Annotated in this window: 25 protein-coding genes; 6 read left to right on the top strand and 19 right to left on the bottom strand. The window is 49.8% G+C overall.

Annotation, left to right across the window (positions count from 1 at the left end; all coding sequences use genetic code 11):
• Positions 1 to 151 precede the first annotated feature (151 nt).
• A complete protein-coding gene (locus H164_RS0100570; protein ID WP_320055087.1) occupies positions 152 to 2,356 on the top strand; it encodes an alpha-N-acetylglucosaminidase in 2,205 nt (734 codons plus the stop codon).
• Between the two features lie 205 nt (positions 2,357 to 2,561).
• Positions 2,562 to 2,831: a 30S ribosomal protein S15 gene (rpsO, locus tag H164_RS0100565; RefSeq protein ID WP_008565298.1), complete on the top strand. Its 270-nt coding sequence runs from the start codon at positions 2,562 to 2,564 to the stop codon at positions 2,829 to 2,831.
• Positions 2,832 to 2,899: 68 nt separating this feature from the next.
• Here the strand turns inward: rpsO and folK are convergent, their stop codons facing one another.
• From folK to H164_RS0100535, 6 genes are all read right to left on the bottom strand, one after another.
• A complete protein-coding gene (gene folK / locus H164_RS0100560; protein WP_019966825.1) occupies positions 2,900 to 3,322 on the bottom strand; it encodes a 2-amino-4-hydroxy-6-hydroxymethyldihydropteridine diphosphokinase in 423 nt (140 codons plus the stop codon).
• Between the two features lie 4 nt (positions 3,323 to 3,326).
• Complete coding sequence (locus H164_RS0100555) at positions 3,327 to 4,493, bottom strand: S-adenosylmethionine:tRNA ribosyltransferase-isomerase (protein ID WP_008565296.1); 1,167 nt, start codon at positions 4,491 to 4,493, stop codon at positions 3,327 to 3,329.
• A 25-nt stretch (positions 4,494 to 4,518) separates the two neighbouring features.
• Complete coding sequence (gene truB, locus H164_RS0100550; protein ID WP_019966824.1) at positions 4,519 to 5,199, bottom strand: tRNA pseudouridine(55) synthase TruB; 681 nt, start codon at positions 5,197 to 5,199, stop codon at positions 4,519 to 4,521.
• Positions 5,199 to 6,029 (bottom strand): undecaprenyl-diphosphate phosphatase, encoded by an 831-nt coding sequence (locus H164_RS0100545; protein ID WP_019966823.1) that lies wholly within the window; start codon positions 6,027 to 6,029, stop codon positions 5,199 to 5,201. The genes truB and H164_RS0100545 overlap by 1 nt, the downstream gene beginning before the upstream one ends.
• Positions 6,029 to 6,271 carry a DUF3098 domain-containing protein gene (locus H164_RS0100540; RefSeq protein WP_025830198.1) on the bottom strand — a complete coding sequence of 81 codons (243 nt, stop codon included), beginning with the start codon at positions 6,269 to 6,271 and terminating at the stop codon, positions 6,029 to 6,031. The genes H164_RS0100545 and H164_RS0100540 overlap by 1 nt, the downstream gene beginning before the upstream one ends.
• Positions 6,272 to 6,343: 72 nt before the next feature.
• Entirely contained in the window at positions 6,344 to 7,222 is an 879-nt protein-coding gene (locus tag H164_RS0100535) for a cell division protein FtsX (RefSeq protein WP_019966821.1), read from the bottom strand.
• Positions 7,223 to 7,372: 150 nt separating this feature from the next.
• Here H164_RS0100535 and H164_RS0100530 point away from each other — a divergent pair, with 150 nt between their 5' ends.
• Positions 7,373 to 8,155, top strand: coding sequence for a radical SAM protein (locus H164_RS0100530; protein ID WP_019966820.1), 783 nt, complete (start codon positions 7,373 to 7,375; stop codon positions 8,153 to 8,155).
• 432 nt (positions 8,156 to 8,587) lie between these two features.
• Here H164_RS0100530 and H164_RS0100525 read toward each other — a convergent pair whose 3' ends face one another.
• Positions 8,588 to 9,193: a hypothetical protein gene (locus H164_RS0100525; RefSeq protein ID WP_019966819.1), complete on the bottom strand. Its 606-nt coding sequence runs from the start codon at positions 9,191 to 9,193 to the stop codon at positions 8,588 to 8,590.
• A 161-nt stretch (positions 9,194 to 9,354) separates the two neighbouring features.
• On the opposite strand from H164_RS0100525, the gene H164_RS0100520 reads away from it, so the two are divergent.
• Positions 9,355 to 10,128 carry a hypothetical protein gene (locus H164_RS0100520; RefSeq protein ID WP_019966818.1) on the top strand — a complete coding sequence of 258 codons (774 nt, stop codon included), beginning with the start codon at positions 9,355 to 9,357 and terminating at the stop codon, positions 10,126 to 10,128.
• On the opposite strand, the gene H164_RS0100515 is transcribed toward H164_RS0100520, so the two are convergent.
• The 4 genes from H164_RS0100515 to H164_RS14995 form a co-directional block, all read right to left on the bottom strand.
• Positions 10,125 to 12,044 (bottom strand): heavy metal translocating P-type ATPase, encoded by a 1,920-nt coding sequence (locus H164_RS0100515; RefSeq protein WP_019966817.1) that lies wholly within the window; start codon positions 12,042 to 12,044, stop codon positions 10,125 to 10,127. The two genes, H164_RS0100520 and H164_RS0100515, sit on opposite strands and share 4 nt — an antisense overlap.
• Before the next feature lie 11 nt (positions 12,045 to 12,055).
• Positions 12,056 to 12,268: a heavy-metal-associated domain-containing protein gene (locus tag H164_RS0100510; RefSeq protein ID WP_008565285.1), complete on the bottom strand. Its 213-nt coding sequence runs from the start codon at positions 12,266 to 12,268 to the stop codon at positions 12,056 to 12,058.
• Positions 12,269 to 12,318: 50 nt separating this feature from the next.
• Entirely contained in the window at positions 12,319 to 13,257 is a 939-nt protein-coding gene (locus H164_RS0100505) for a DUF6261 family protein (RefSeq protein ID WP_019966816.1), read from the bottom strand.
• A gap of 130 nt (positions 13,258 to 13,387) precedes the next feature.
• Complete coding sequence (locus H164_RS14995) at positions 13,388 to 13,678, bottom strand: hypothetical protein (RefSeq protein ID WP_019966815.1); 291 nt, start codon at positions 13,676 to 13,678, stop codon at positions 13,388 to 13,390.
• Between the two features lie 160 nt (positions 13,679 to 13,838).
• On the opposite strand from H164_RS14995, the gene dacB reads away from it, so the two are divergent.
• Positions 13,839 to 15,101: a D-alanyl-D-alanine carboxypeptidase/D-alanyl-D-alanine endopeptidase gene (gene dacB, locus H164_RS0100495; RefSeq protein ID WP_026356184.1), complete on the top strand. Its 1,263-nt coding sequence runs from the start codon at positions 13,839 to 13,841 to the stop codon at positions 15,099 to 15,101.
• A gap of 1 nt (position 15,102) precedes the next feature.
• Here the strand turns inward: dacB and H164_RS0100490 are convergent, their stop codons facing one another.
• Positions 15,103 to 15,498 (bottom strand): hypothetical protein, encoded by a 396-nt coding sequence (locus tag H164_RS0100490; RefSeq protein WP_025830320.1) that lies wholly within the window; start codon positions 15,496 to 15,498, stop codon positions 15,103 to 15,105.
• A gap of 18 nt (positions 15,499 to 15,516) precedes the next feature.
• The gene (locus H164_RS0100485; RefSeq protein WP_019966812.1) at positions 15,517 to 17,694 is read right to left on the bottom strand and encodes a helix-turn-helix domain-containing protein; all 2,178 of its coding nucleotides are present in this window, start codon (positions 17,692 to 17,694) and stop codon (positions 15,517 to 15,519) included.
• A 101-nt stretch (positions 17,695 to 17,795) separates the two neighbouring features.
• Here H164_RS0100485 and mutY point away from each other — a divergent pair, with 101 nt between their 5' ends.
• Complete coding sequence (gene mutY / locus H164_RS0100480) at positions 17,796 to 18,824, top strand: A/G-specific adenine glycosylase (protein WP_019966811.1); 1,029 nt, start codon at positions 17,796 to 17,798, stop codon at positions 18,822 to 18,824.
• A gap of 195 nt (positions 18,825 to 19,019) precedes the next feature.
• Here the strand turns inward: mutY and H164_RS0100475 are convergent, their stop codons facing one another.
• From H164_RS0100475 to H164_RS0100450, 6 genes are all read right to left on the bottom strand, one after another.
• Complete coding sequence (locus H164_RS0100475) at positions 19,020 to 19,412, bottom strand: HIT family protein (protein WP_019966810.1); 393 nt, start codon at positions 19,410 to 19,412, stop codon at positions 19,020 to 19,022.
• Positions 19,413 to 19,439: 27 nt separating this feature from the next.
• Positions 19,440 to 19,910 carry a transcription elongation factor GreA gene (greA, locus tag H164_RS0100470; protein ID WP_025830321.1) on the bottom strand — a complete coding sequence of 157 codons (471 nt, stop codon included), beginning with the start codon at positions 19,908 to 19,910 and terminating at the stop codon, positions 19,440 to 19,442.
• 819 nt (positions 19,911 to 20,729) lie between these two features.
• Positions 20,730 to 21,698, bottom strand: coding sequence for a DNA/RNA non-specific endonuclease (locus H164_RS0100465; protein ID WP_019966808.1), 969 nt, complete (start codon positions 21,696 to 21,698; stop codon positions 20,730 to 20,732).
• A gap of 93 nt (positions 21,699 to 21,791) precedes the next feature.
• On the bottom strand, positions 21,792 to 22,043 hold the full coding sequence (locus H164_RS0100460) for a type B 50S ribosomal protein L31 (RefSeq protein WP_004374378.1): 252 nt from the start codon (positions 22,041 to 22,043) through the stop codon (positions 21,792 to 21,794).
• A gap of 103 nt (positions 22,044 to 22,146) precedes the next feature.
• Complete coding sequence (locus H164_RS0100455) at positions 22,147 to 23,460, bottom strand: DUF6359 domain-containing protein (protein WP_026356183.1); 1,314 nt, start codon at positions 23,458 to 23,460, stop codon at positions 22,147 to 22,149.
• Between the two features lie 34 nt (positions 23,461 to 23,494).
• A complete protein-coding gene (locus H164_RS0100450) occupies positions 23,495 to 24,331 on the bottom strand; it encodes a DUF5689 domain-containing protein (RefSeq protein ID WP_025830322.1) in 837 nt (278 codons plus the stop codon).
• Positions 24,332 to 24,338 lie beyond the last annotated feature (7 nt).

Raw genomic sequence — 24,338 nt, 5'->3', positions numbered from 1 at the left:
TTCGCTGCGCGTGGCGCCTCGTTTGTGAACGAAGATTAAAAGCGGAGCGACGGAGTTATAAACGGGTCATGCACGTGTCTAACCCCTACGCAGAGGCACATGGCGGGCGAGGCCCGTGCACGTGCCGCGAACCAACGTAATACATGTCGTTATGAAAAGAATGAAGTTCTATTTGCTCGTGTTCGTGCTGTCGTGCCTTGCCGGTCGCGGTTGGGCGAACGGCGGTGAAGCGTGCCGTGCGATGCGCGGGCTGGTGAGCCGCATCGCACCTGCACATGCCGACCGCTTCAGGTTCGAGTTGACGGCCGACACGGTCGAGCGTTTCACCGTCCGGAGCGAGGGTCGGCGCATCGTCATCACGGGCCGCAGCGCCATTGCCATGGCCGTCGGGCTGAACCACTACCTGCGTCGGTATTGCCTGACGGAGGTGTCGTGGCGGCGTATAAACCCCATCGTGCTGCCTCGGGAGCTGCCCCGCGTGAGCCGCACGATGACGGGCAGGGCGCGCGTGGGCGAGCGTTTCTTCCTCAACTATTGTACGTTCGGCTACACCATGCCGTGGTGGCGGTGGGCCGACTGGGAGCGGCTGATTGATTGGATGGCACTGAACGGCGTGACGATGCCGTTGGCCATCACGGGCACCGAGGCCGTGTGGCAGCGCGTTTGGCGACGCGAAGGGCTGACCGCCCGCCATCTGGCGCGCTTCTTCACGGGGCCGGCCCATCTTCCGTGGCACCGTATGCTCAACATCAACGGTTGGCAAGGTCCGCTGCCACAGTCGTGGATTGACGGACAGGCCGACCTGCAGCGGCGTATACTGCAGCGCGAGCGGGAGTTTGGCATGCGGCCCGTGCTGCCGGCCTTCAACGGCAGCGTGCCCCTCGACTACAAGCTTCTGCACCCCGAGGCGCGGATAACCGAAGTCGGGCAGTGGGGTGGTTTCGGGCAGGCGTATCGCACGTACTTCCTGTCGCCGACCGACCCGCGCTTCGGCAAGCTGCAGAAGTCTTTTCTCGATGAACAGCGCCGCATGTTCGGGACAGACCATTTGTATTGTCTCGACAGCTTCAACGAGGTGCAACCACCCAGTTGGTCGCCCGACACGCTGTGCATGCTGGCCCGTCATATCCACGCGTCGCTCGACAAGACCGACCCGCAAAGCGTCTGGGTGCAGATGGGGTGGCTCTTCTACAACGACCGGAAGCATTGGACGCCCGACGCAATCCGCGCCTATCTGAGTGGCATTCCGAAAGACCGGGCACTGCTGCTCGACTATTATATCGACCACACGGAGCTGTGGCGACTTACTGAGAGCTTCTACGGCAGGCCGTATATCGCCTGCGTGCTGGGCAACTTCGGCGGCAACACGATGCTGCAGGGCGACGTCGGCAAGGTGTCGTCGCGGCTCGACGCCGCCATCGCGCAGGGCGGTAACATGGCCGGGGTGGGGGCGACGATGGAGGGCTTCGGCGTCAATCCCGACTTCTATGCTTTCGTGTTCGACAAAGCGTGGGACTGCGGGACGACCGACCGCGACTGGCTTCACCATATGGCCGACCGTCGTGTGGGTTTTGCCTCGGCGGCCGGCCGCACGGCGTGGCAGGTGCTCTTCGACCGCATCATGCCGAGCTATGTCAATGAGTCGGGCACCGTGGTGTGCGCCCGTCCGTCGTTCGAGGCCCGCTATCTCAACATCACCTATCCTGATGAACTGCTCGGCGTGTGGAGGACGTTGCTGGATATCGACTCCGATAAGCGCGAACACCTATATGATATCGTGAACGTGGGGCGGCAGGTGCTGGGCGATTTCTTCGCCTTCGAGCGCGACGGACTCCATCGGGCTTATCTCTCGCAGCGCTCGGACTCCGTCGATTACTATGCCTGTCGCATGGACAAGATGCTCGACGATCTCGACCGATTGCTGGCCTGCAGCGAGGAATTCTCGTTGCGGAAATGGATTGAAGATGCACGTGGCTTCGGCGCGACGGCGGCCGAAAAGGACTATTACGAGCGCAATGCCCGCACGCTGATTACCGTGTGGGGCGACAGCAGACAGCTCACCGACTACGCCAACCGCACTTGGGCGGGCCTCGTTTCCTCGTATTACAAGCAGCGTTGGCATATCTTTACGGCCCACGTCAGGCGTGCCGTCAGACTGAAACAGCCGCTTGATGCTAAAGCCTGCGACAAGGAAATCGAAGCTTTCGAACGCCGTTGGATAGAGCCGGAGATAACGAAGATAGTTTTTCCGAAGGCCTGTAAGGCCGTCAGGCAAATGGCCCGTGAGATTTACGACAGCTGGTTCGGCACCGCAAGACAGGCTCCGCTGCCGCGCATGTCACCCCCGTTGGAATGACCCGACGCAGGCTCTTCTTCGTTAAAGAACGTTACAAAGCGGTAAACTTATCGTGCCATGCTTCGGGTTTCAGACTTTTATTGCTACCTTTGCAGCGCATCTTCGGAAACTCCGATGCATTCGATTGTGCAGCTGTTGTGATTAAGGCAGCCCGGCTCTTGAAGGATGTAATGATGCAACTTCATTTAATCAATTCATTCAAGCTATGTATTTAGACAAAGCAAAAAAGCAGGAAATCTTCGGCCAGTACGGCAAGTCGACCACCGACACGGGCTCTGCAGAGAGTCAGATTGCGCTGTTCACGCTCCGCATCAAGCACTTGACAGAGCATGTGAAGACCCATCACAAAGACAATGTCACCACGCGTTCGCTGACAAAGCTCGTTGGAAAGCGTCGCGCTTTGCTTGATTATCTCTACGACCGCGACATCAATCGCTATCGTGCCATCATCAAGGCGCTCGGCCTGCGCAAGTAAACCGGTCGGAAGAACAAATAAGAAATCCCGAAACTCGCAAGCGTTTCGGGATTTCTTTTGTCTTGTTCTCACTCCAAAATCTCGCGGAGTGGAATCATTACAAAGTCGCGTTCGTGCATCAGCGGATGGGGAATGTGCAAATCAGCCTCGTCGATTCGCAGGTCATCATAAAGCAGAATGTCGATGTCGATGATGCGGTCGGCATACCCGTTGACGTCGGATTTCACCGTTCGCCCCATCTTCTTCTCGATCGCCCGCGTGGCTTCAAGTAGTTGACGAGGTGTCAACCGTGTCTCGATGCACACGCACATGTTGATGAACCGATTGGGCGAGCAAAAGCCCCACGGCTCCGTTTCAATCATTTCCGACTGCCGCTTCACCGTTCCTACAGCCGTTTCAAGCAGTTGGATAGCGTCGCGCATGTTGCGTTTCCGGTTTCCGATGTTCGAGCCCAGCCCCAAATAAACCGTATGTAAAGCCACCGTCAGCAAGCCATCAATCGTCTAAAATCAGCAAGGCGTCGCCATAACAGCCGAACATGTAGCCGTTCTCGGAGGCCAACCGATAGCATTCCATCACGGCATCGTAGCCACCGAAGGCCGCCGTAGCCATGAGAAGAGTCGATAAGGGGTGGTAGAAGTTGGCCACCATCGAGTCGGCCAAGCCGAAATCATAAGGCGGGAAGATGAACTTGTTGGTCCATCCGTCATACTCTTTCAGCATACCATCGGTGCCAACGGCAGTCTCCGTGGCCTTCACCACGCTGACGCCTACGGCCAAGACGTGGTGTCTTTCGCGCTTGGTTTGGTTCACCCGAGCACATGCTTTGGCTGAGATAACCATCTTTTCCGAGTCAATCTTGTGCTTTGTAAGGTCTTCCACTTCGATGGGATTGAAGTTCCCAAGCCCGCAATGCAGCGTGATATAGGCATCGTGAATGCCCCGTATCTCCATGCGTTTCAGCAGTTCTCGGCTGAAATGAAGGCCTGTTGCAGGAGCCGTTACCGCCCCTTCATGCTTGGCAAAAACGGTCTGGAAGTCGGCCAAATCGGTTGCGGTTGCATGCGGTTCCTTGCGATTATCAATCACATAACGAGGCAAAGGAGCCTCTCCCAATGCGAAGAGTTCGCGTTTGAACTCATCGTGGTCGCAGTCGTAAAGGAATCGAAGTGTGCGGCCGCGGCTGGTGGTATTGTCGATAACTTCGGCCACCATCGTCCCCGTTTCGTCGAAGAAAAGTTTGTTACCGATGCGGATTTTGCGGGCAGGCTCCACGAGAACGTCCCACAGACGCATCTCCGGGTTGAGCTCTCTGAGCAGGAACACCTCGATTTTTGCGTCGGTCTTCTCCTTTGTTCCATAGAGACGGGCCGGGAAGACCTTTGTGTCGTTGAATATGAAGGTGTCACCCTCGTCGAAATAATCAAGGATATTGCGGAAGTCAAGGAACGCTCCTTCAATGGGATTTCCCTCGGCGTCTTTCTTGAACATGTCGATTTTGCCCGACCGTTTGTGCAAGACCATTAACCGACATTCGTCTTGTCGCGTCACCTGAAAGCTGTCCGTGGTGCCGTCTTCGTTCTTGAATGTGCGGGTGAAGCTGTGGGGATAGAGCGCTACTTGTTCCTGTTCCAGATTAAATTTGAACTGTGATAACTTCATATATCTTTATTATTAAGTTTAATTCTTATTCTATCCATTCTCTGATATGTTCGTAGTCGAGACACTTGTCAACGGTGAACTCGCCCACACGCGTGCGACGTAAGGCCGTCAGATAGGCTCCACTACCCAACGCGCGGCCCAAATCTCGGGCCAAAGCACGGATATATGTGCCCTTTCCACACACCACCCTGAGGCTCAACAGCATTTTTTCTGCATCGAAATTTGTCACTTCTATCTCATCAATATGGACTTGCTTAGGCTTCAGTTTCACCTCTTCTCCGGCCCGACGTAACTCATATGCCCGGTCGCCGTTCACTTTCACGGCACTGTAAGTGGGTGGTATCTGCTCGATGTCGCCGATGAATTGTGGCAGCGTTTCGGCTATCAGCGCTTGCGAAATGTGTGCTGTCGGGAAAGTTGCATTGACTTCATGCTCCCTGTCATAGCTGGCCGTAGTGGCCCCGAGCTGCAAGGTTGCGGTGTATTCCTTACTGTTTCCTTGGAATTCCTCAATGCGTTTGGTAGCCTTTCCCGTGCAAAGAACGAGCACTCCCGTGGCCAACGGGTCGAGCGTTCCGGCGTGACCGATCTTCACTTTGCAGCCTAATGTACGCGAAAGCACATAGCGCACGTGGGCCAATGCACCGAAACTTGATATGCGATAAGGCTTGTCTATCGCGAAAACCTCTCCTGTCTTGAAGTCCATCAGTCTACCATTACAAGCGAATGACCTGTTGCCAAAAGTATCAAAATGACTGTTCCGACAATGATACGGTACCAACCAAAGGCCCTAAAACCATACTTTGCAAGGAACCCGACGAACCATTTCATGGCCAAGATGGCCACGATAAAGGCGACAATACAGCCCAAAACGAGGGTCTCGATGTGCTGTGTTGTGGCCCAATCCGTGCCTTCTTTGAACATATCCAGCAGGTCGAGAAGTGTCGCACCGGCCATAGTTGGCACCGCAAGAAAGAAGGAAAACTCAGCCGCCCGCTGCCGTGTTAGCTGCTGTTGCATGCCACCCACGATGGTCGCCATGCTGCGACTCATGCCCGGAATGACCGAAAGGCACTGGAAACAACCTATCTTCAGCGCACGAATCCAATCGACTTTGTTCTCTTCGGTGCCCTTGTTGAAGAGGCGATCGCAGAACAACATGAACACGCCGCCAATGACCAAGGTCGCCGCCACGACCTCAACGCTGTCGAGCAACCGGTCAAGCAATCCGCTTTTCTTGGCTATCAAACCGACGATGACCGCCGGAACAACACCCACTATCAGCAGCCCATAGAACTTCATCTTGCCGAAGAACTCTTGCTTGGTACGCATCTGAAAGAAGCGTTTCCAATAGAGACACACCACCGAAAGAATGGCCCCGAACTGGATAATGAACGTGAAAGCGTGCACGAATGGGTCGCCTTGGGGCACTCCCAACAGGTTTTGGGCAATGATCATGTGGCCCGTTGACGACACAGGGAGGAACTCTGTCAGCCCCTCCACAATCGAAATAATCAGCGTTTGCAGGAAATCCATCAGTCAGTCTCGGTGTAATTGTCCTTCGGTTTACGGATAATGGCATAGATGATTGACACAAATCCGACGAAACAAATCACCGGAGCGACCTTTATTTTCATCGTGCTGAAGATGCCGGGGTCGAAGTTTTGTTCCGAAGGACCGCCTCCGCTCATGAGGATAAAGCCCAAGATGACGACCGCCATTCCAATGGCCAACAGCATGAAGTTGGTCTTATCGAATGCAAAATTCTTTTTATTCATAATTTGTTTTCGTTTATCTATCGCCCCGTCGTGCGTGGTTTTCGCGACAATTCCACGCATCTTGGGGTCCAATCATATCTTATATAGTTCGCCGGCTTTCATCTTTAAGAACTTATTCACCGAAAGACCGGCACATATCGCCGTGATAATAATGCCGAAGAGGAACACAGACAAGGCCGTAACAACCATCACTTCGGGCGTCACAACGGTCAATATATCGGGCTCATATGTGTAGAGTGCGTAGACACAACAGCCCAAAACGACCACTGCAAGCAGTGCGGCTATGATGCCAACACCCACGGCTCGCAACACGAACGGACGCCGAATGAAACCCCAAGATGCGCCGACCAGTTTCATAATGTGAATGGAGAAGCGTCGTGCATAGATGCTCAAACGGACGGTGTTGCTGATGAGTGAGAACGAGACAAAGGTCAGCAAGCCGGCCAAAATCAGCAGGACAAGGCTGATTTTCTGCAGCAACGTGTTGACACTATCCATCAAACCCTTTTGATAAGTGATGCTTCCTACCTTGGGATATCGCTGTAATTCCTTTGTAATCCACTGTAAAGAGTCGGTGTTGGCATAGTCACTTTTGAGTCTAATCTCAATGGAAGCCTGAAACGGATTGGCTCCGATAAACTCCGAAGGGTCTGTGCCCAAGGCCTGCGTTTGCTCCTTTAATGCCTGCTCTTTGCTGATGAATTCCACCTTATTTATATAGGGATAGCGATGCAATCTGCCGCAAAGTTGCCGGGCTTCGGGGTTCGTCATGTCGTCTTGAAGCATCATCGTTACGATGAGATTCTCCCTTACATAGGTCGACATATTCCTTGCCGTGAGCACGGAAAAGACCACCATTCCCAACAAAATCAGCACCAACGATGTGCTGATACACAGCGTAACACTTTGCAATCCTTGCCGATTGCGCGTATTTTTGCGTTTATTTCCCATTCCGAACAGCGTATATCACAACAAATATCCCACAAAGGTAATGCTTAATTCGCCGTCACACAATAGTTTAACCTCCGTTAACTATTAATTTATTCTAATCATCTTGTAAATGAAAGCATACCGAATTAATTCGCTAACTTTGCCCACTGTATGAGCACTATCATTTATCCTTCGCCCATTTTTGGCCCGGTTCACAGCCGTCGATTGGGCATTTCGCTGGGCATCAACCTCATGCCGGCCGACGGAAAGATGTGTAATTTCGACTGCATCTACTGTGAATGCGGGTTCAACAAAGACCATGTGCCGACCCTGCGACGCCCTTCGCGCGAGGCCATTGCCACTGCTCTGGAGGCCAAACTGCGTGAGATGCGCACGCGAAACGAGCGGCCTGACGTGCTGACCTTTGCCGGAAATGGAGAGCCAACGGCCCATCCTGACTTCCAAAACATCATAGATGACACCGTAAGACTGCGCAACCAATACTGTCCGGAAGCTAAAATCAGCGTGCTAAGCAACAGTACATTCATCTTCAAGGACAGCGTTTTCGAGGCCTTGATACGCGTGGATAACAACATATTAAAGGTGGATACGGTAGATTCGGACTATATAAATAAGGTAGACAGACCGCAGCAACCGTCGTACGATATCCACAAAATCATCGACCAACTTTGCCGTTTCAACGGCCACGTCATCATTCAATCAATGTTCTTGAAGGGTAGGGCGGAAGACGGAACCGACGTTGATAATACGCACGAACGCTTTGTCGGGCCGTGGTTGGAGGCCATGAAGCGCGTCCAACCGCAGGAGGTGATGATTTATACCATCGACCGTGAGACGCCCGATAAGGCACTTCTCAAGGCCACACCAGCCGAGTTGAACGCCATTCGCGACCGTGTCATCGCCGCAGGAATAGCGTGTACGGCGTCGTATTGAGAAGAATAAAAAGCCGCTCTCAGCCCTTTCGGGGGGCGGAAGGCCGAACTTGTGCCCCAAAATGCGTATAGACATTTAACTTGTCCACCACGTTCGCCGTATAATCTGCCGCCATTTTACCCCTATATCCGTATAGACATTCAACTTGTCCACCTGTTTACTTGGCAACGGCCAACTGAAACTTGAGCGGACGGACGGACCGTGCGTCCCTACACACACTCAAACACTCTCGAGCTTCAGCCGAATTGATTACCAACGACTTACACCTTGCATTTCAATCTCAGCCATTTTGCGCGGTGAAATGGGTGAGATTGTGGGGTAAAGTCAGCTATATTGCACGGTGAAATGGCTGAGATAAGAAAACGATTGAACGCATGTAGGGACGCACGGCTTGTGCGTCCGCTCACATTTGACAATTCTTTCAGCCCCTTTTTATCTTATCAATTGAGGATATACTTGGCTTGGAACGGCGTCTGTGCACGCTCTGCGCGGCCAACTTTTGCTTTTTACATAGTCGTTTCCGGCTTCGCGGTCGGCCATAAACAGGAAACATGCATTGAGATATCCCTCGGTTCCGTCCTTAGCCACCACGTAACAGTAGGCCCGACGCCGGTAACCTGTCACCTTGGAGCCGTCGCGCAAGACGGTATTCAGCCAATCCTTCTGTGGCACAACGGCGTAGATAATCTCCGCTTGCGGGTATTTTTGCATGAAAGCTTCACGCGAGAGGCGCACGAGTTCGGCGTCTTCTTTGGGGTAAAGTTTGGCAAAATGGTCGGTAGTGTACACCGGCATATACTTGATTCCGTCTACTTCTATCAGGTCGGCTTCATGCTTTTTCGATGCAAGTTCATCGAAACCGATTTTCTCTCCGATGTCTTTTCCGGTCTTATCAATCTGCTTTTTGGCGTCTTTCCATAGCTTTGAGACCTTCCCGACCAGCGTTTCCTGTTGGCCGTTCTTGTTGTTCTGTGCGCCGACAGGCAAGGTCATCGCCGGCAAAAACGCTGCCATGAGCACTAAACACTGCTTTTTCATAAACGCTCCTTTTGTTGATATGCGAGCAAATTTAGGCCAAATTGCGAGAACGACAAAATTATTTTATGTTATTTAATGTTCGTCGTTGTTTTTGATTTTGTTATCATAAAAAACACTAACCGGCTGCAAACGTTATGCTTTCCTTTCGTATCTTTGTCGCAATGAAAAGGACAAAGACAATCATTATCGCGCTGATTTGCACGCTTTTTGCGCAGGCACAGACGCGAATACACGAGGGACCGCTCCACAGTTTCGATGCTCCGCGCAAGGGATGGTTGCTTCCCGGCGACACGATTTGCACCGATATGACGAGTTATGTCTATAGCGGTGAGTCCCGGCGCATTGATTATGCAGACCCGGACAGGGAAGTTGCCGTGCCAACCGTGCTTACGCCTTATTTATATGACTATGGTTGGGGACTCCATCGTGGCCTGAACGTGTCGGTGGATTTGTCGGCCTTTGCCACTTTCGGCCACGATTTGCCGCATCATGGTGGCTTCGGTCAGCGCATCAACGCCACGTATTTGGCCCCGATATCAAAGGATAAGCGGCTTTGGTTAGCAGCCGGTGGCTACGTGCAGAACATCAATTGGGGCAGTGATTCCTATCGTGACGGTGCCATTTACGCTGCCCTTGGCTACCGGTTTAACGACCGTTGGGAGGCTTGGGTGTACGGACAAAAGAGCGTTGTCAATAATTATGGCAACTATTATAACCGCTATGGGCTTTTCGGATATGGCAGTCCGGGTCTTTACGGCATGTATTATCCGATGGCATCCGGCATCGGTATGCCCGGTGCCGACGTCATCGGAGCGGCTGTGAAGTACACGGTAAGCCCGTCGTTCAGCCTGCAAATCAACGTAGAAAGCGCATGGTACCGCCGTCAGGGCTTGCGTTATTTCGACCAATACAACTATCCCGTGCCCAAAAATTAGGCCACATACCGTAGCCGAAGACTGTTCAAAACGACGCTGACGCTTGAGAATGCCATGAGCATTCCGGCCCACATGGGCGTGATTTGAAAGTTTATTGCGAAGAGATGCAGCGCACCTGCGGCCAAAGGAATGCAGACAATGTTGTATATAAAAGCCCAAAATAGGTTCTGACCAATCATCTTTACGGTGCGCTGACTCAGCCGGATTGCCTTGGGAATGCACCTTAAATCGTCGCTCATTAAAGTCACTTGGGCCACGTCCATGGCCACATCTGTACCCCTTCCTATCGCGATACTGACATCTGCCAAAGCCAAGGCTTGCGTGTCATTGATGCCATCTCCGACCATCGCCACAGTCTTTCCGCGTTGCTGAAGCGTGCGAACAAGGTCCTCTTTGTCCTGCGGAAGCACCTTACTCTTATAATGTTCGATACCCGCTTTCTGGGCCCAATAACGGGCAGCTTCTTCCTTATCGCCACTCATCATGTAGACTTCTACGCCGGAATTTTGCAAGGATTGCATTGCTTCGGCAGCGTTCGGCTTGAGCGATTCGCGCGCTTCAAGTGGTAAGTCATCGGCTTTTGTGAAATCGATGTCCTGATTGGGAATGGTCAACGTTCCGGTCTTGTCGATTACCATGGCATCGACTTTGCGCAACCGTTCCAAGGCGGTTGCGTCCTTAATGAGCACTTTTTCCTGCGCGGCTTTACCAATTCCGACCATCAGCGCCGTGGGGGTGGCGAGCCCCATTGCGCAAGGACAGGCAATCACAAGCACTGCGACGGCCGACAGAATAGCCTGAGGCAAAGCGGTATTCCCACCGATTATCCACCACAAAAGAAATGTAGCGAGCGAAATCAATGCGACAATCGGCACAAAAATCAAAGCAGCCTGATCGACAATTCTCTGCACCGGGGCCTTACTCCCTTGGGCCTCTTGCACCATCTGAATAATATGGGCAAGCGCCGTGTCCTCGCCGATCTGTCGCGCCCGCATGCGCAGCTTTCCTTGGCTGGGAATGGTTCCGGCCAGCACGTCGTCGCCTATTTTTTTCTCCGCAGGCGTCGGTTCGCCCGTAATCATGCTCTCGTCTACGTAGGCCGCATCGGCTTTCATAAAACTTTCGGCCGCTACGACCTCGCCGTCAACCGGAATTTTATCGCCGGCTCGAACTTCTAATACGTCGCCACGTTCTATCGTTGAAATAGGCACTTCGACAATCGCCCCGTCCTGTAGGATGCGCGCCGTTTTGGGTTGAAGACCCATCAGCTGACGAATAGAGGCTGCCGTCGCATCTTTCGCCTTATCTTCCAACAGTCGGCCGGTCAGCACAAATGTGATGATCATCACACTGGCATCGTAATACGTGTGCCATTCGATGCCGCGACTGCCCCACACGCTGTCGCCCCAAAATGTATTGAAGACGCTGAACAGAAAACTGATGCCCGTGGACAGCGCCACCAGCGTATCCATGCTCGCCATACGATGAATTAGCTGCCGGAAGGCTGTCTGATAGAACACTCGTCCACAGTAAAGAAGCGTGAAGAGCGACAGCAGCAACGACACCTGATTGCCCATGTCGCGGCTGCCGACGATGAGCCATCGCATTGAGATTGCCATTATCAAAGCCGAGGACAACCACGAAAGAATCGTTTTTCGACGCAAAAGTATGAATTCTCGTCGCGAAATCTCGTCGGCGCTTCTTCCGCTCTCTATGACGAGGTCGTAGCCGGCGTTGTTGACCTCTTGCTTCATTTTCTCGAGGGAAATCACGGCTGGGTCATAATCAATCTGCGCCGAACGACCCGGCAACGATACGGCTACTGATTGTATGCCTTTTAAACCCTTAAGTCGCTTTTCGACGTTGGCTGCACATGCCGCGCACGCCATACCAACGATAGGAACTGTTTTTTTCATCTCGGAAATATTTAGATAATAAGCTCATATCGACCGGAGTTTTCAACGGCTTGCTTGATATCAGTCGTTTTCTGACGATTTTCGTCAAATTCTACCGTCACGCTCTTTGCTTCGAGGTTAGCCTCTGCACGCGACACGCCGTCTAATGCCAAAATGGCCTGTTCGACATTGGCTTTGCAATGCCCACACTTCATTCCGTTAACACTGAAAGTTTTTGTTGTCATAATTTTATCATTTATTTATTTAACGTTTATCTGAAATTAGGGATAACACTTTATTTTACTTCTGAAAGTTTTCCGTTTTTGTCTACAATGACCCAAACTGTGCGTGGTTTGCCATCGAGGCCTGTCTGACCTTTTATGGCGAGCTGATAGTTGCGTTTCGCGCCGGTACCTTTTGTCTTGCCCGTAAACGATAAGGTTTTTGATGGCAAGCCGAGTGATTCTTCAAGTTGTGCAAAACCGGGCTGCAGTAGCGCAGCGTAGCCGGCCATACGTTTCTTGCGAGCCGTCTGCGACGTGCCTGCACGATGAGAAAGTGTAAAATGTTTCTTCTCGACAAGTGCATTATAGTGTTTAATGAGTTCTGCGAGATTAGGCGTTTCGGGTTCAAGGTCATCGAGCGAGTCTATTCGGCGCAAAACGTCGTTGAGCGCAGCGTCGGTTTCAGCGCGTAGTGCTTTTACATCGAATGCTCCCGTCGGGATAGACGATTTTAGTCGCGAACAATAAAGTTCATCAAACGCCTTATTGGCATTACTAAGTCGGTCGATATATGGTTTTATTTTGAGAAGTTTTACATGCTCAAATATTGCAGTTTCAGAAAAATCGGTAACGAGATTCTTAATCATTCCGCTTTTTTTATCATAGTTAGCTTTTAATAACTTCGGATAGCGCGATATTACTTCCGATAATTTTTCTGCTGCATCTCTATTCGTTTTTACTTCTGAATTTTGGTTCAGTTTCACAGCGAATGTTAACGCACGATAAGCATTACTACGTTCTTTATCAAGTTCTCGGAGTTCTTTAGTCCCCTCTTCTTTACGTGGTAAGTTCAATGATAAATCTTCTTTTTCAAATGCTTTTTGAAGAGTTGCAAGAACAGTATCAAGCTTTTCGATTTTTGCTTCTTTACAAATTGTTAATATGTGATTAACAAGTTGATAATGCTCCATATGTTGAAGCTGACTTTTTTGAATAGGATTAATTTTCATATGATTAAAGATTAATAGATTAATATTTTCTTAATTCAATATATTATATTAAAATAATGTGTTTTTATTTTCCAATGGATTGTAATTATCATCGTCCGAAGATTTTTTACTTTCCAAGGGGTTGGAAATGTCATCGTCTGAGGATTTTTGCTTTCCAAGGGGTTGGAAATGTCATCGTCCAAGGATTTTTTACTTTCCAAGGGGTTGGAAATGTCATCGTCCGAGGATTTTTGCTTTCCAAGGGGTTGGAAATGTCATCGTCCGAGGATTTTTTGCTTTCCAAGGGGTTGGAAATGCCATCGTCCGAGGATTTTTTATTTTCCAAGGGGTTGGAAATGTCATCGTCCGAGGATTTTTTATTTTCCAAGGGGTTGGAAGCATCATCGTCCGAGGATTTTTGATTTCTAATTAATATATACATAAAACCTCCTTTATTTTTTGCAAATATACCTTTTTTTCTTGGAAACGCAAGAAAATTATAGAGAAAATTTAAAAAAAGGAGTAAAAAAAGTGATATAATATGAAAGGATTTGGTATTTTTTTATTATTTTTGTAAGCAAATAGATGTAAGTTATATGGGAATGGGGAAAATCAGATGGTTATTTCTGCTGATGGCATTATTTTCATTGCCGACATTTGCGCAAGTAGAAAATGAAGTTATTGATGATGGCGACAACGAAAGCGTTTCGGATTCGGCTATGGTTGATACACTGTTTAACGACAGTATTTCGCTTCCTTGGCCAGAAAATATGCAATATCGGTTGAGAAACTTACTCAAAAGTGATATGTTCGAGACCTCGCAAGTGGGATTAATGGTGTATGACCTCGATGCAGACAGTACGCTGTTTGCTTATAATGAGCGGCAACTGATGCGCCCGGCAAGTACGATGAAACTTATTACGGCTATTACGGCGATTGATAAACTCGGTGGTGATTATCAATTCAAGACGGAACTATGCTATACCGGAGAAATAGAAAATAGGAAACTGACAGGCGACATTTATTGCGTCGGTGGGTTTGACCCGCGTTTCAATAGCGATGACCTGAAAGCTTTTGTCGAGGGTATTCGAAAGATGGGCGTAGATACGATAGAGGGTCATTTATATGCAGACCGCAGCATGAAAGATGAGAAAGCGTATGGCGAGGGGTGGTGCTGGGACGACAAGAACAAAGTTTTGACGCCGTTGCTCATCGGCGGCAAGGATATTTTTATGGGGCGCTTTCTGAATGCCTTGGTCGAGCACGGTATTTTTGTGGACGCTTCTATTGACGACAAAAAAAAGCCGACCGATTCTTACTGTATCGTGGCGCGCTTTCATACTATCGACCAAATTTTGATGCGTATGCTTAAGGAGAGTGATAATCTTTATGCGGAGGCGATGTTCTATCAGATTGCCGCGAGCACGGGGAGCCGACCGGCAACGGCGAGGAATGCGCGCACGGTGATAAGAGGACTTGTTGAGAAAATAGGTCTCGACCCATCAAAATATAAGTTCGCTGATGGCTCGGGGCTGTCGCTCTACAATTATTTGAGCGCGGAATTGGAGGTGAGATTGTTGCGCTATGCGTATAGGAATAAAAATATCCGGAACCATTTGTTGCCTGCGCTTCCGATTGCCGGTGTAGACGGGACGCTGAAGAAGCGCATGCGTGGAAGCTTCACGAATGGCAACGTGACGGCAAAGACCGGGACGCTAACGGGAATTACGAGCCTCGCGGGATATTGTCGTGCGGCGAATGGGCACGCGCTTTGCTTCGCTATCATCAATCAGGGCGTCATGCACGGGCGAAATGGGCGTGCTTTTCAAGACCGCGTTTGCACCGTGCTTTGCGCGCCGAACTGAGTTAATTTCTGACTTCCGTGACCGTATTCACGAGGGAATCACCCGACGGTAGGAAAAAAAACGTCACGCGAACGACGCGCCCGTAGTCTGCGCTTCCGCTGACTCTGATGTGTTGGGCCTTGCGGAAGATGGCCGTGTCGCGTTTGCTCGGATAGGACAGAAGCTGCAGTGTGCGCCTCGTGCTACCGTCGCCGATGATGAAGATGTCGGTGCTGTCGGTTGTCGGCTGTGTTTTCGAAGTGTCTGGCGCTGTGGGCTGCTTGGGTTTCGGAGCCAAAGAGGGGTCGAAGTTGATGGCCGCAACGGTGTCGCCGGGTTTGTCCTCGTGCGCATAGCGGCAGGCGGTAGACGCAAACATCGCTGCAATGCAACAGATGAATATAAAGATTTTTTTCATATTTTTTTTAGAATTGTTTCAAGATGCGGCGGGAGAGTTGCCTTTCTCGGCGAGCACGACTTTGATGTCGCCATAAGTTATAAAATCGGGGCATTTTTCCTTGATGTTCTTCATGTCGGTTGTGTTTTCGAGGCAGTTCAGGGCGTCGGTGATGGTTTCGTAGCGCATTTTTCCGATGACGTCGATGGCTTCCAGCTCGCCTTTTCCGACGAAATGGGCCAGATGGCTTTCGATGGTCGAGATGGTGAGATTGCGGGCCACGGCGATGTCTCCGGCGGTTTTCCCTTCGTCGAACATGCGGCGCGACACCAGTTTCGTGTCTTCGCACTTGGTTTTTGGGGGCGTGGATTCCTTGTGCCTCCGTCGCGCGATGTTGATTTGCGGAAACACTTCATCGAGGGCGTCGAGGAAGGCGATTTGCCGCAGTTTCAGGTAGTGGCCGACCTCGAACCCGCGCTTGAAGACCGCGTCGAGCAGGTAGTGCTTGGTGAGGTAGGCCACGCGGAGGTCGTCGAAGGTGGTTTGCAATCGTTCGGCCCCGTTTTTGTTCGCAATTTTGGCTTCGCGCGTCCGGTCGATCAGCGGGCGCAGGTGATTGTTGAGCGTGGCGTTGAAATAACCGGCGCTGCGCTTCACCCTCTCGAGGAATGCGTCGTTCGTCAGTAGATTTTCGTCAGTTTGATTGATGATTGTGAGCCATTTCATGGCTACGCGGTCCACCTGCTCGCAGAGGGCCTTCTGCGTGGCTTTGTGAAGCGCAGTCAGCTTGGGGTAGGGGTGCAGCCACTCGACGGCCGCGCGGCAAAGGCTCTCTTGTGCCCTTAGCACGTCGTTGAACGTGAAGAGCTCCATGAGTTGCTGCTTATGATACGCTTGTTTGTAGTGCTCCAGCATGCTGATGCTTCGTTCGGCTTCGTTTTCTTGTCGCGCGATGTAGTCGGCCACTCGTCGGTCGTTGATGATGGCCTTGTCGTCGATGCGTGACGCAAGTACGAGGCCTTCGAGCGTCTTACAACGACTCAGTGCCACGTAAACCTGCCCCGGAGCAAACGACATTTCGGCGTCGATGATGGCGTGTTCAAAAGTTAAGCCTTGGCTCTTATGGATGGTGATGGCCCATGCTAAGCGCAGCGGATATTGCCTGAACATGCCCTGAACCTCGGGCTCGATTTCTTTGGTTTCCTTGTTGATGACGTAGCGCGTGTTCTCCCATTCCTGCGGTGTCACGGTGATATCGAAGTTATCTCCGGGACAATGGACGGTGATTTGTTCCTTGTCTATGCGCTTCACCCGACCGATTCTGCCGTTGTAATACTGTCGGAGCGGCGAGCTGTCGTTCTTGACAAACATCACTTGTGCGCCTGCTTTGAGCGTCAATGTCTCGCTCGTGGGATAGCTGTACTCGGGAAATGTGCCTCGGATTTCGGCTTTGAAGTTATATGATGGCGTTGCTAATTGGGCTAATTGGCTGTCGTTGTAGTTGTCGGCCATGGCGTTATGCGTGGTCAACCGGATGTAATCTTCTTCAGGGCGGAGGTTTGGGTCGTAACGTGCGTTCAATCGCTGCATGTCTTCAGCCGTCGGATGGCCTTCGCGCACGTGGTTCAAGATGTTAAGAAAGGCATCGTCTTGCTGCCGATACACGTGTTTGAGAGCTATTGTCACGTAAGGTATCTGCGCAAGTGCATGACTTCCGAAGAAATAAGGGGTGGAATAGTGAGGCTTCAGCATGTGTGCATCCTCGTCAGTTACGACGGGAGTGAGTTGCTGAAGGTCGCCTATCATGAGCAATTGTACGCCACCAAAGGGCTTTGTCGGGCTCTTGAAGCGACGCAATACCGAGTCGATTGCATCCAAAAGGTCGCTGCGTACCATACTGATTTCATCGATGATGAGCAGGTCGAGCGTCTTGATGATATTCCGTTTCTCCTTGGATACGCCGTATTCTCTCTTGACAATGGTATTTGGAATGTAAGGAGAAAAGGGCAACTGAAAGAAAGAATGAATGGTCACACCACGCGCATTGATGGCCGCAACACCCGTGGGTGCAACGACAACAAGCCGCTTTTGGCTCTTTTCCACAACGCTTTTGAGGAACGTGGTCTTGCCTGTTCCGGCCTTTCCCGTAAGGAAAATGCTCGTTCCCGTGTGTTCAACAAACTCCCAAGCTTGCTCTAATTCGACATTGGTTTGCATGCGTTTCGCAATTGAATGAATGGAATTCCTTGTTCTAAACCAGCAGGTTCTCCTACAAAGGTAAGGATTTTATCTGAGAAAAATCGTAACTTTGCACGAATATGAAGCAAAACAACTCGCTTTTCGCACAGACTTTGCTGGCATGGTTTCGCATGAACGGACGCGATTTGCCGTGGCGACACACGCAAGACCCCTATGCCATTTGGCTCAGTGAAATCATTCTGCAACAAACGCGCATTGCCCAAGGCATGGAATATTGGCTGCGTTTCATGCAGAAATGGCCGTGCGTGGACGACCTTGCGGCCGCAACCGAGGACGAAGTGATGCGTATGTGGCAGGGATTGGGCTACTATTCGCGGGCTCGGAACCTGCATACGGCGGCGCAACAAATCGTAGCTTTGGGTCGTTTTCCCGATACTTTAGATGCCATCAGGCAGTTGAAAGGAGTCGGAGACTACACGGCTGCAGCCATAGGTAGCTTCGCTTTCGGTATTCCTGCGGCCGCTGTCGACGGCAATTTCTATCGGGTGTTGGCACGATATTTCGGCATTGACACGCCCATTAACACCACCGAGGGGCGTAAACTCTTTGCTTCATTGGCCGAGGCCCACTTGCCTGAGCATGAAGCGGCCGACTATAACCAAGCCATGATGGACTTCGGAGCAACGCAATGTGTGCCGAAAAGTCCGGCGTGCGAGCTGTGTCCGTTAGAAGAAACGTGCGTGGCAAGACGCGAAGACAGCGTAGATCGGCTACCCGTGAAGCTGAAAACGGTGAAGGTGGTGACGCGTCGTCTGTCCTTATATTATATAAGGTGTAACGGAAGGATTGCCATTCACAAGCGCGGGAGCGGTGACATCTGGCAGGGATTATGGACGGTTCCCGAGGCCGAACATCTTTCTTCCGACTTGAAGGCAACTGCCCTTTTGCTGCAAAAAGATATGAAACATGTGCTTACTCACCGTATCCTTCTTGCCGATTTCTATCTGATTGAACGGCCAAGCCGCCCGTCTTTGCCTCCCGATTTCATCTGGATTAAAGAAGAAGAGATTGAAAATTACGCGATACCGAGGCTGATGGAGAAACTACTACCCACCCCGGCCCTCCCAAAGGGAGGGAGTTTGGAATAGCGAAAGCCCTGATGGAAAATAATAATAAATGGTATATAGAAACCTAAAAACGGTGCCTTGCATTGCAAAGCACCGTTTTTAATTTCACAATTCAAGCTGATATTTACCCTTTATCTCTTTCTCTTTTGCAAAATAAAATCGAGAAAGCTCGCCGCAAGCATGCACTCCCTCCCTTTGGGAGGGTCAGGGTGGGTATTATTTGAACTCCTTCCTTATCTTCTCCGCAGTCTCTTTGAACTCTTCTTCGGTGAGTTTCACATGGTGTTTGAAGTCAACATCGGCCTCACTGTTCATCGGAAGCAGATGGATATGCGCATGGTTTACCTCGAGACCCAGCACAACTTGTGCCACTTTCTTGCAGGGAAAGGCCGCCTTAATGGCCCGGGCTACGCGCTTGGCAAACACTTCGAACTCGGCCAAATCGGCGTCTTCCATGTCGAAGATATAGTCTACTTCCTTGCGAGGAACGACCAACGTGTGACCCTTTGTCACAGGATCGATGTCGAGAAACGCATAGAACTTGTCGCTTTCGGCGCATTTATAGCTTGGGATTTCGCCTGCGGCAATCTTTGAAAACAGTGTACTCATATCTCTGATATTAAGGATTTGACGTGATTAAGCCTCGATACTGATTTTGTCAATGCGCAGTTTGATGATGCCACGTGGTATCTCCACCTCGACAATATCGCCTTCCTTATGGTTCAACAATCCCTGTGCAATCGGCGTTTTGATGCTGATTTTGCCTTGTTTCAGATTGGCTTCGTTCTCGCTGACAATGGTATATACCATCTTAGCTTTGGTACTCATGTTGGTCATTTCAACCTTCGACATGATCTGAACAGCGTCGGTACTGAGGCGAGACAGGTCAACTATCTTCGCCTCGGCAATGGAAACCTTCATCTTGTTGATTTTATCTTCAAGATGAGCCTGCGCTTCTTTGGCGGCATCATACTCCGAGTTCTCACTCAAATCGCCCTTGTCACGGGCCTCAGCAATAGCAGCTGACGCCTTTGGACGCTCCACAGACTCGAGTCGTTGCAACTCTGCTACGAGCTTGTCGTAGCCTTCTTGTGACATGTAAGCCATAATGTTATTCGTTTTTCTTGTTAATATTGAATGCTGCAAGAGTATCAAAAAAAATAAGAATCCCGACACCTTAACCCTGTCGGAATTCATATCCTTGCCCTACTCTCTATGTTTTATCTGCTGCAAAGATAGCCATTAATTTTGAATAAAGCAAGTTTTTAAGTATCTTTAGCGTTGAATGTTGGCTTAACCAGTTCTCGTTGGCATGCATACCAGCCTATATTATAATAATTAAAACATTATTTAGTTATTTTTCATGGGCGCAATCTCTTGACAAGTATTGAAATCTTGAATAACTTTACACTGTATTTCATAGCATTAGATTTAAGGTTAAAAAAATAAATTGAGACGTAGTAGAGTCTCTTTTTCGGCCTCATCCAAAAGCAAAATACCGAACGTAGCGCTCCAGAAAGGGAGGTCCAAACACACAAAAATGGTATCAACAATCAACTTGTTTGCCCGTTTATTCGTTCACTTTCGACTGAAATGTGGGCGGACGCACGGGCCGTGCGTCCCTACATGCCGCGTAACAATCAACTTGTCTACCTATTTACTTGTCCATTGTCAACTAAAATGTGAATGGACGTACGGGCCGTGCGTCCCTACATGTATTCAAATTGATAATCAACCACTTACACCTTACGTTTTAATCTCAGCCATTTTACCGCGCAATCTTAGCTATATTGTGCGGTAATCTCAGCCATATTGCGCGGTAAAATGGCTGAGATTACAAAGCGGTTTCAACGAAGCTGTTTTCTATGCCGTTGGTCCTCGCTTTCAATTTTGTCAAAAGGGCGATACTAAAACGGCAGAAACAGCCTAATTAACGGTGGAGGCAGTCTGATTGATGCCCCATGAACGGAAGTAAGATTTGACAGATTGTACGCTTTCGCCCTCTATTTGGTTCTCAACGTCATCGGGAAGGTTGCAAAAGAAGTCGATGCCAGTCTTCTGTTCCAGTTCATCAATGTTGACAACATAGTTGGAAAGGATATATTTACTGCGTTTTTCATTGCGGTGTTCCACCCAAAATCCGAAAGCATGATAGCCGTCGTTATTCTTCAACATCACTGCCATGAAGAAGTAACGGGGCACGATGAAGTTGCTCTTTGTGCGCATAAGGATTTGCTTTTCGTCGTCGATTGTGCCGCCTTTGCACACATAAACGGTGCTGCCCTTGCTGAAATGATCGCGCACACACGCCTCCATTTTCAGCCAAATGCCCGCATTGAACGCGTGAACTTGGGGTTGCATGTTCGTCATATAGAACGTTTGTTCGTTGGCATCCTTTGAATATACGCGGTCTTCGGAGGCCACAATGTGTCCTCGGTCGAACCATTTCCCGGAATGATCAGGGAAGTAACTACCGCTGAACTCGCCATTTACGGGAGGCTGTTCCTTAGCAGGTATCTTCGGATCGTGTTGAAATGGGTCGCCATGCCAGTCTGTTTTCTTCCACTCCCTGCGCTCCCAAGCTTTCTGATGATTGCCGTCTTTGATTTCATAACAGCACCAACGAGACGATCGTTTCTCGTGGTCCCACTCCAAAGCATAGGTCATTCCGAAGGCAGAAGTGCTGTGAACAACAACCTCACTCGCCCCTCCTTTCACCTTTGGAAAGCCCAAACGGGTGATTTCTATAGACTGTCCGATGACCGGAACATTGCAGTTGGCGTTGTCGACTACGCTGTTTCCGCCGCCGTCTTCGCCGTCATTGTCGTTTCCGCCACACGAAATGAAAGAAAGAGTGGCCAATGCAAGGCCGAAAAAAACAGAATAGTATTTCATAATGCTATGGATTTTAAATCACAAATGCGCTCAAACGCATATGCAACTACGTTTGAACGCATTCCGAAAAGAATATATTCTAAAAAGATATATTTATTTCTTTAGCTTGCCGTAACGGTTCATGAAGCGGTCAACGCGGCCTGCAGTATCGACAAGCTTGCTCTTACCGGTGTAGAACGGGTGTGAGGTACTTGATATTTCAATCTTAACCACGGGGTAAGTCTCGCCTTCAAACTCCACGGTATCGTTGGTTTTAGCCGTAGACTTCGTAAGGAACATATCGCCGTTGGACATATCTTTGAATACGACGGGGCGATAGTTTTCAGGGTGAATACCTTTTTTCATTTCGTTAAATATTATAGTTTATAATTCATTATCTGCGTAACAGGCTGCAAAGTTAATGAAAACTTCGCAGCCTGCCAAATTATTTTAGATGTTTTTATAAGGCTTATTTGGTCTTTCCGTTCAAAGAATAAATATAGTTTTTCTTTGAAGCTGTCTCATAAGTTCCCTTATAATTGGTCAGTTTGCCGCAGATAATGACCTCGTCGCCCACTTTAATTTGCTCGTTACCTTCGACCCATGGCTTGTTTTCCAAATAATAAGTACCGAAGATAATGAAGCTGTTTGGCACCTGACCATCGTCGGAAATCTTGAAAGCTGCAGTTCCGTATTTCTTGGAAAAGACATATTGCACCTCTGAAATCTTGCCTTTGATATAGACATCTTCCGTGGAAGTCTTTCCTGTTCCCAACTTTTTAGCGGCCTCTGTCGCTGCAGTTGCATTGTAAGGGTCGGCAAGTGTGCCCGTTCCCTTAGCCACTGCAGGAGGCACGGTGCCCGGTTTTACGCCGAGTTCTGTGCTACCAATCTTCGCATATGAAAGATTCTTCAGTCCTTTTTGCCCAAAATAGTCTGCAATATCGCCATAAAGAACGACTTCCTGCTTGAGGTTTCCTTTGTGAGCCTTTAGGTTCAGTCCGTCTCTTACCTTTCCTTTTGGCAGCTGAATGGTTAGACAATTTGAAGGATTTGTCTCATCCTTCTTTGCTGCCACGAGAAGATTGGTCTCAACCGTGCAGGTATCAGCATTGAATATGGCCCCGGTCTTTATAGACTTTCCATAAATATAGCCGACAATGTAGCCTTTGACATATCCGGTTGTACCCGTTTTCTGGTCTTGTGCGGCCGAAACATTGTAGGGAGAAGCCTCGGTTCCGTCGCCTTCGGCCTTTGGTTTGTCGGGCGTTTCGCCTCCCGCTTTCTTACCATTGAGCGAATAAAGGTAGCTTGCGCCCTTGCCTTCGGTCTCGGGAGTATTGCCTCTGAAGTTCACAAACGGGCCACAAACAACGACTTCGTCGCCCACTTTGATTTGGTCTTTGGCGTTGAATTTCTCCTTACCTAAGTAACGACTCTGATAAATATAGAGCTTTTCGGTGCCGTCTTTGCTGTCGGCAATGTAGTAAGAAGCGTTGCCATACGTTTTGAGTTCAACATCTTTAACCTCGACAATGATACCTTTTACGTACATCTCTGGCGTCTTTCCATCGGCTTTCAACGCTTTGATTTGTTGCAAGGCAGCTGCAACATTGTAAGGTTCTTCAACAGTTCCCTTGCCAGAAGGGTCGCCTTTGATTTCCGGTTTCGGCGTTTCTTTTCCGCCATTCGGGTTCTCATAGGGTTCGGGAACGTTCGAGCAAGCAGTGAATGTCATGGCTGCAGCAGCCATAAGGAATAAGGAATAAATCAGTTTTTTCATTATGTTATTCTTTTTGGATTATGGTTTTGATGGATTATTGTACGAATTCTACGTCCTTGGCCGACCGTATGATGACCTGCCACTTGTTATTATAGCGGGTAAAGATGCCCGTGATGTTCACCTCACTCACCGGTAATTTGTCGGCAGCAAAGTCGGCATAGGTGCTCGTTCGGACGACAATGTTGCTGCTGTTGAGGCCTTTCAGCGCGCGTTCACAGCAGTTGTTGTTGACAACGTCCTTCTTGTTGGCATAGTCTTTCACCTCTCCATCGCTGAAATATACGTTTTTCAGCATCATCAACTTGCCGCAGTTGGCCGCCAAATAGTCGGCATCAGTCATCTTGTTTTGATCAAATTCCATAGGAGCCACGGTCTTTACGCGACCGGTATAGGTGAAATGACGGTCCCAACGCATGCGGGCCATGCGGCCTACTGACGTCTGTCCCTTTGCACTTTCATAGAGCGTGCCTATTTGTGGCTGGTATCCATAGTTGCCAATGTAGAGGTCTTTGAGGCTAACGAGTATCTCTGTACCTACCGGAAGATAGCCATTAATGCCGCCTTCTCCTATACCTATGATGATAGCTCCAGTGCCGTCATCGAGTGATATTTGGCTGAAAAGGTTGCCTTCGATGTCGTTCCCGGTCACAACGGCCTTGATTTGGAGGTCTTCGGTCACTTGTGCATAGCCATAAGCCGTTGAAAGTTGACTTTTATATTTGTCTTTCAGCTGTGCAATCGTGATGACATGGGTCTCCTTAATGGCAGCATTTCCGCGCGAATGTCCACCGTTCGGTGCATCCCAATCGCCGTCCATGCAACCTACAAAGAGTGTGCACAGCGCCAATATGATGTATTTGATAGTCTTCATCTTGTTT

The sequence above is a fragment of the Segatella maculosa DSM 19339 = JCM 15638 genome (assembly GCF_000382385.1).
Lineage (GTDB): Bacteria > Bacteroidota > Bacteroidia > Bacteroidales > Bacteroidaceae > Prevotella > Prevotella maculosa.
This window is presented reverse-complemented; position numbering and strand designations above follow the sequence as displayed.

Coding starts and splice junctions, on each gene's coding strand:
- H164_RS0100570 (WP_320055087.1), top strand. CDS start 152: ATGAAAAGAATGAAGTTCTATTTGCTCGTGTTCGTGCTGTCGTGCCTT.
- rpsO (WP_008565298.1), top strand. CDS start 2,562: ATGTATTTAGACAAAGCAAAAAAGCAGGAAATCTTCGGCCAGTACGGC.
- H164_RS0100555 (WP_008565296.1), bottom strand. CDS start 4,493: ATGAAGTTATCACAGTTCAAATTTAATCTGGAACAGGAACAAGTAGCG.
- truB (WP_019966824.1), bottom strand. CDS start 5,199: ATGGACTTCAAGACAGGAGAGGTTTTCGCGATAGACAAGCCTTATCGC.
- H164_RS0100545 (WP_019966823.1), bottom strand. CDS start 6,029: ATGGATTTCCTGCAAACGCTGATTATTTCGATTGTGGAGGGGCTGACA.
- H164_RS0100540 (WP_025830198.1), bottom strand. CDS start 6,271: ATGAATAAAAAGAATTTTGCATTCGATAAGACCAACTTCATGCTGTTG.
- H164_RS0100535 (WP_019966821.1), bottom strand. CDS start 7,222: ATGGGAAATAAACGCAAAAATACGCGCAATCGGCAAGGATTGCAAAGT.
- H164_RS0100530 (WP_019966820.1), top strand. CDS start 7,373: ATGAGCACTATCATTTATCCTTCGCCCATTTTTGGCCCGGTTCACAGC.
- H164_RS0100525 (WP_019966819.1), bottom strand. CDS start 9,193: ATGAAAAAGCAGTGTTTAGTGCTCATGGCAGCGTTTTTGCCGGCGATG.
- H164_RS0100520 (WP_019966818.1), top strand. CDS start 9,355: ATGAAAAGGACAAAGACAATCATTATCGCGCTGATTTGCACGCTTTTT.
- H164_RS0100515 (WP_019966817.1), bottom strand. CDS start 12,044: ATGAAAAAAACAGTTCCTATCGTTGGTATGGCGTGCGCGGCATGTGCA.
- H164_RS0100510 (WP_008565285.1), bottom strand. CDS start 12,268: ATGACAACAAAAACTTTCAGTGTTAACGGAATGAAGTGTGGGCATTGC.
- H164_RS0100505 (WP_019966816.1), bottom strand. CDS start 13,257: ATGAAAATTAATCCTATTCAAAAAAGTCAGCTTCAACATATGGAGCAT.
- H164_RS14995 (WP_019966815.1), bottom strand. CDS start 13,678: ATGTATATATTAATTAGAAATCAAAAATCCTCGGACGATGATGCTTCC.
- dacB (WP_026356184.1), top strand. CDS start 13,839: ATGGGGAAAATCAGATGGTTATTTCTGCTGATGGCATTATTTTCATTG.
- H164_RS0100490 (WP_025830320.1), bottom strand. CDS start 15,498: ATGAAAAAAATCTTTATATTCATCTGTTGCATTGCAGCGATGTTTGCG.
- H164_RS0100485 (WP_019966812.1), bottom strand. CDS start 17,694: ATGCAAACCAATGTCGAATTAGAGCAAGCTTGGGAGTTTGTTGAACAC.
- mutY (WP_019966811.1), top strand. CDS start 17,796: ATGAAGCAAAACAACTCGCTTTTCGCACAGACTTTGCTGGCATGGTTT.
- H164_RS0100475 (WP_019966810.1), bottom strand. CDS start 19,412: ATGAGTACACTGTTTTCAAAGATTGCCGCAGGCGAAATCCCAAGCTAT.
- greA (WP_025830321.1), bottom strand. CDS start 19,910: ATGGCTTACATGTCACAAGAAGGCTACGACAAGCTCGTAGCAGAGTTG.
- H164_RS0100465 (WP_019966808.1), bottom strand. CDS start 21,698: ATGAAATACTATTCTGTTTTTTTCGGCCTTGCATTGGCCACTCTTTCT.
- H164_RS0100460 (WP_004374378.1), bottom strand. CDS start 22,043: ATGAAAAAAGGTATTCACCCTGAAAACTATCGCCCCGTCGTATTCAAA.
- H164_RS0100455 (WP_026356183.1), bottom strand. CDS start 23,460: ATGAAAAAACTGATTTATTCCTTATTCCTTATGGCTGCTGCAGCCATG.
- H164_RS0100450 (WP_025830322.1), bottom strand. CDS start 24,331: ATGAAGACTATCAAATACATCATATTGGCGCTGTGCACACTCTTTGTA.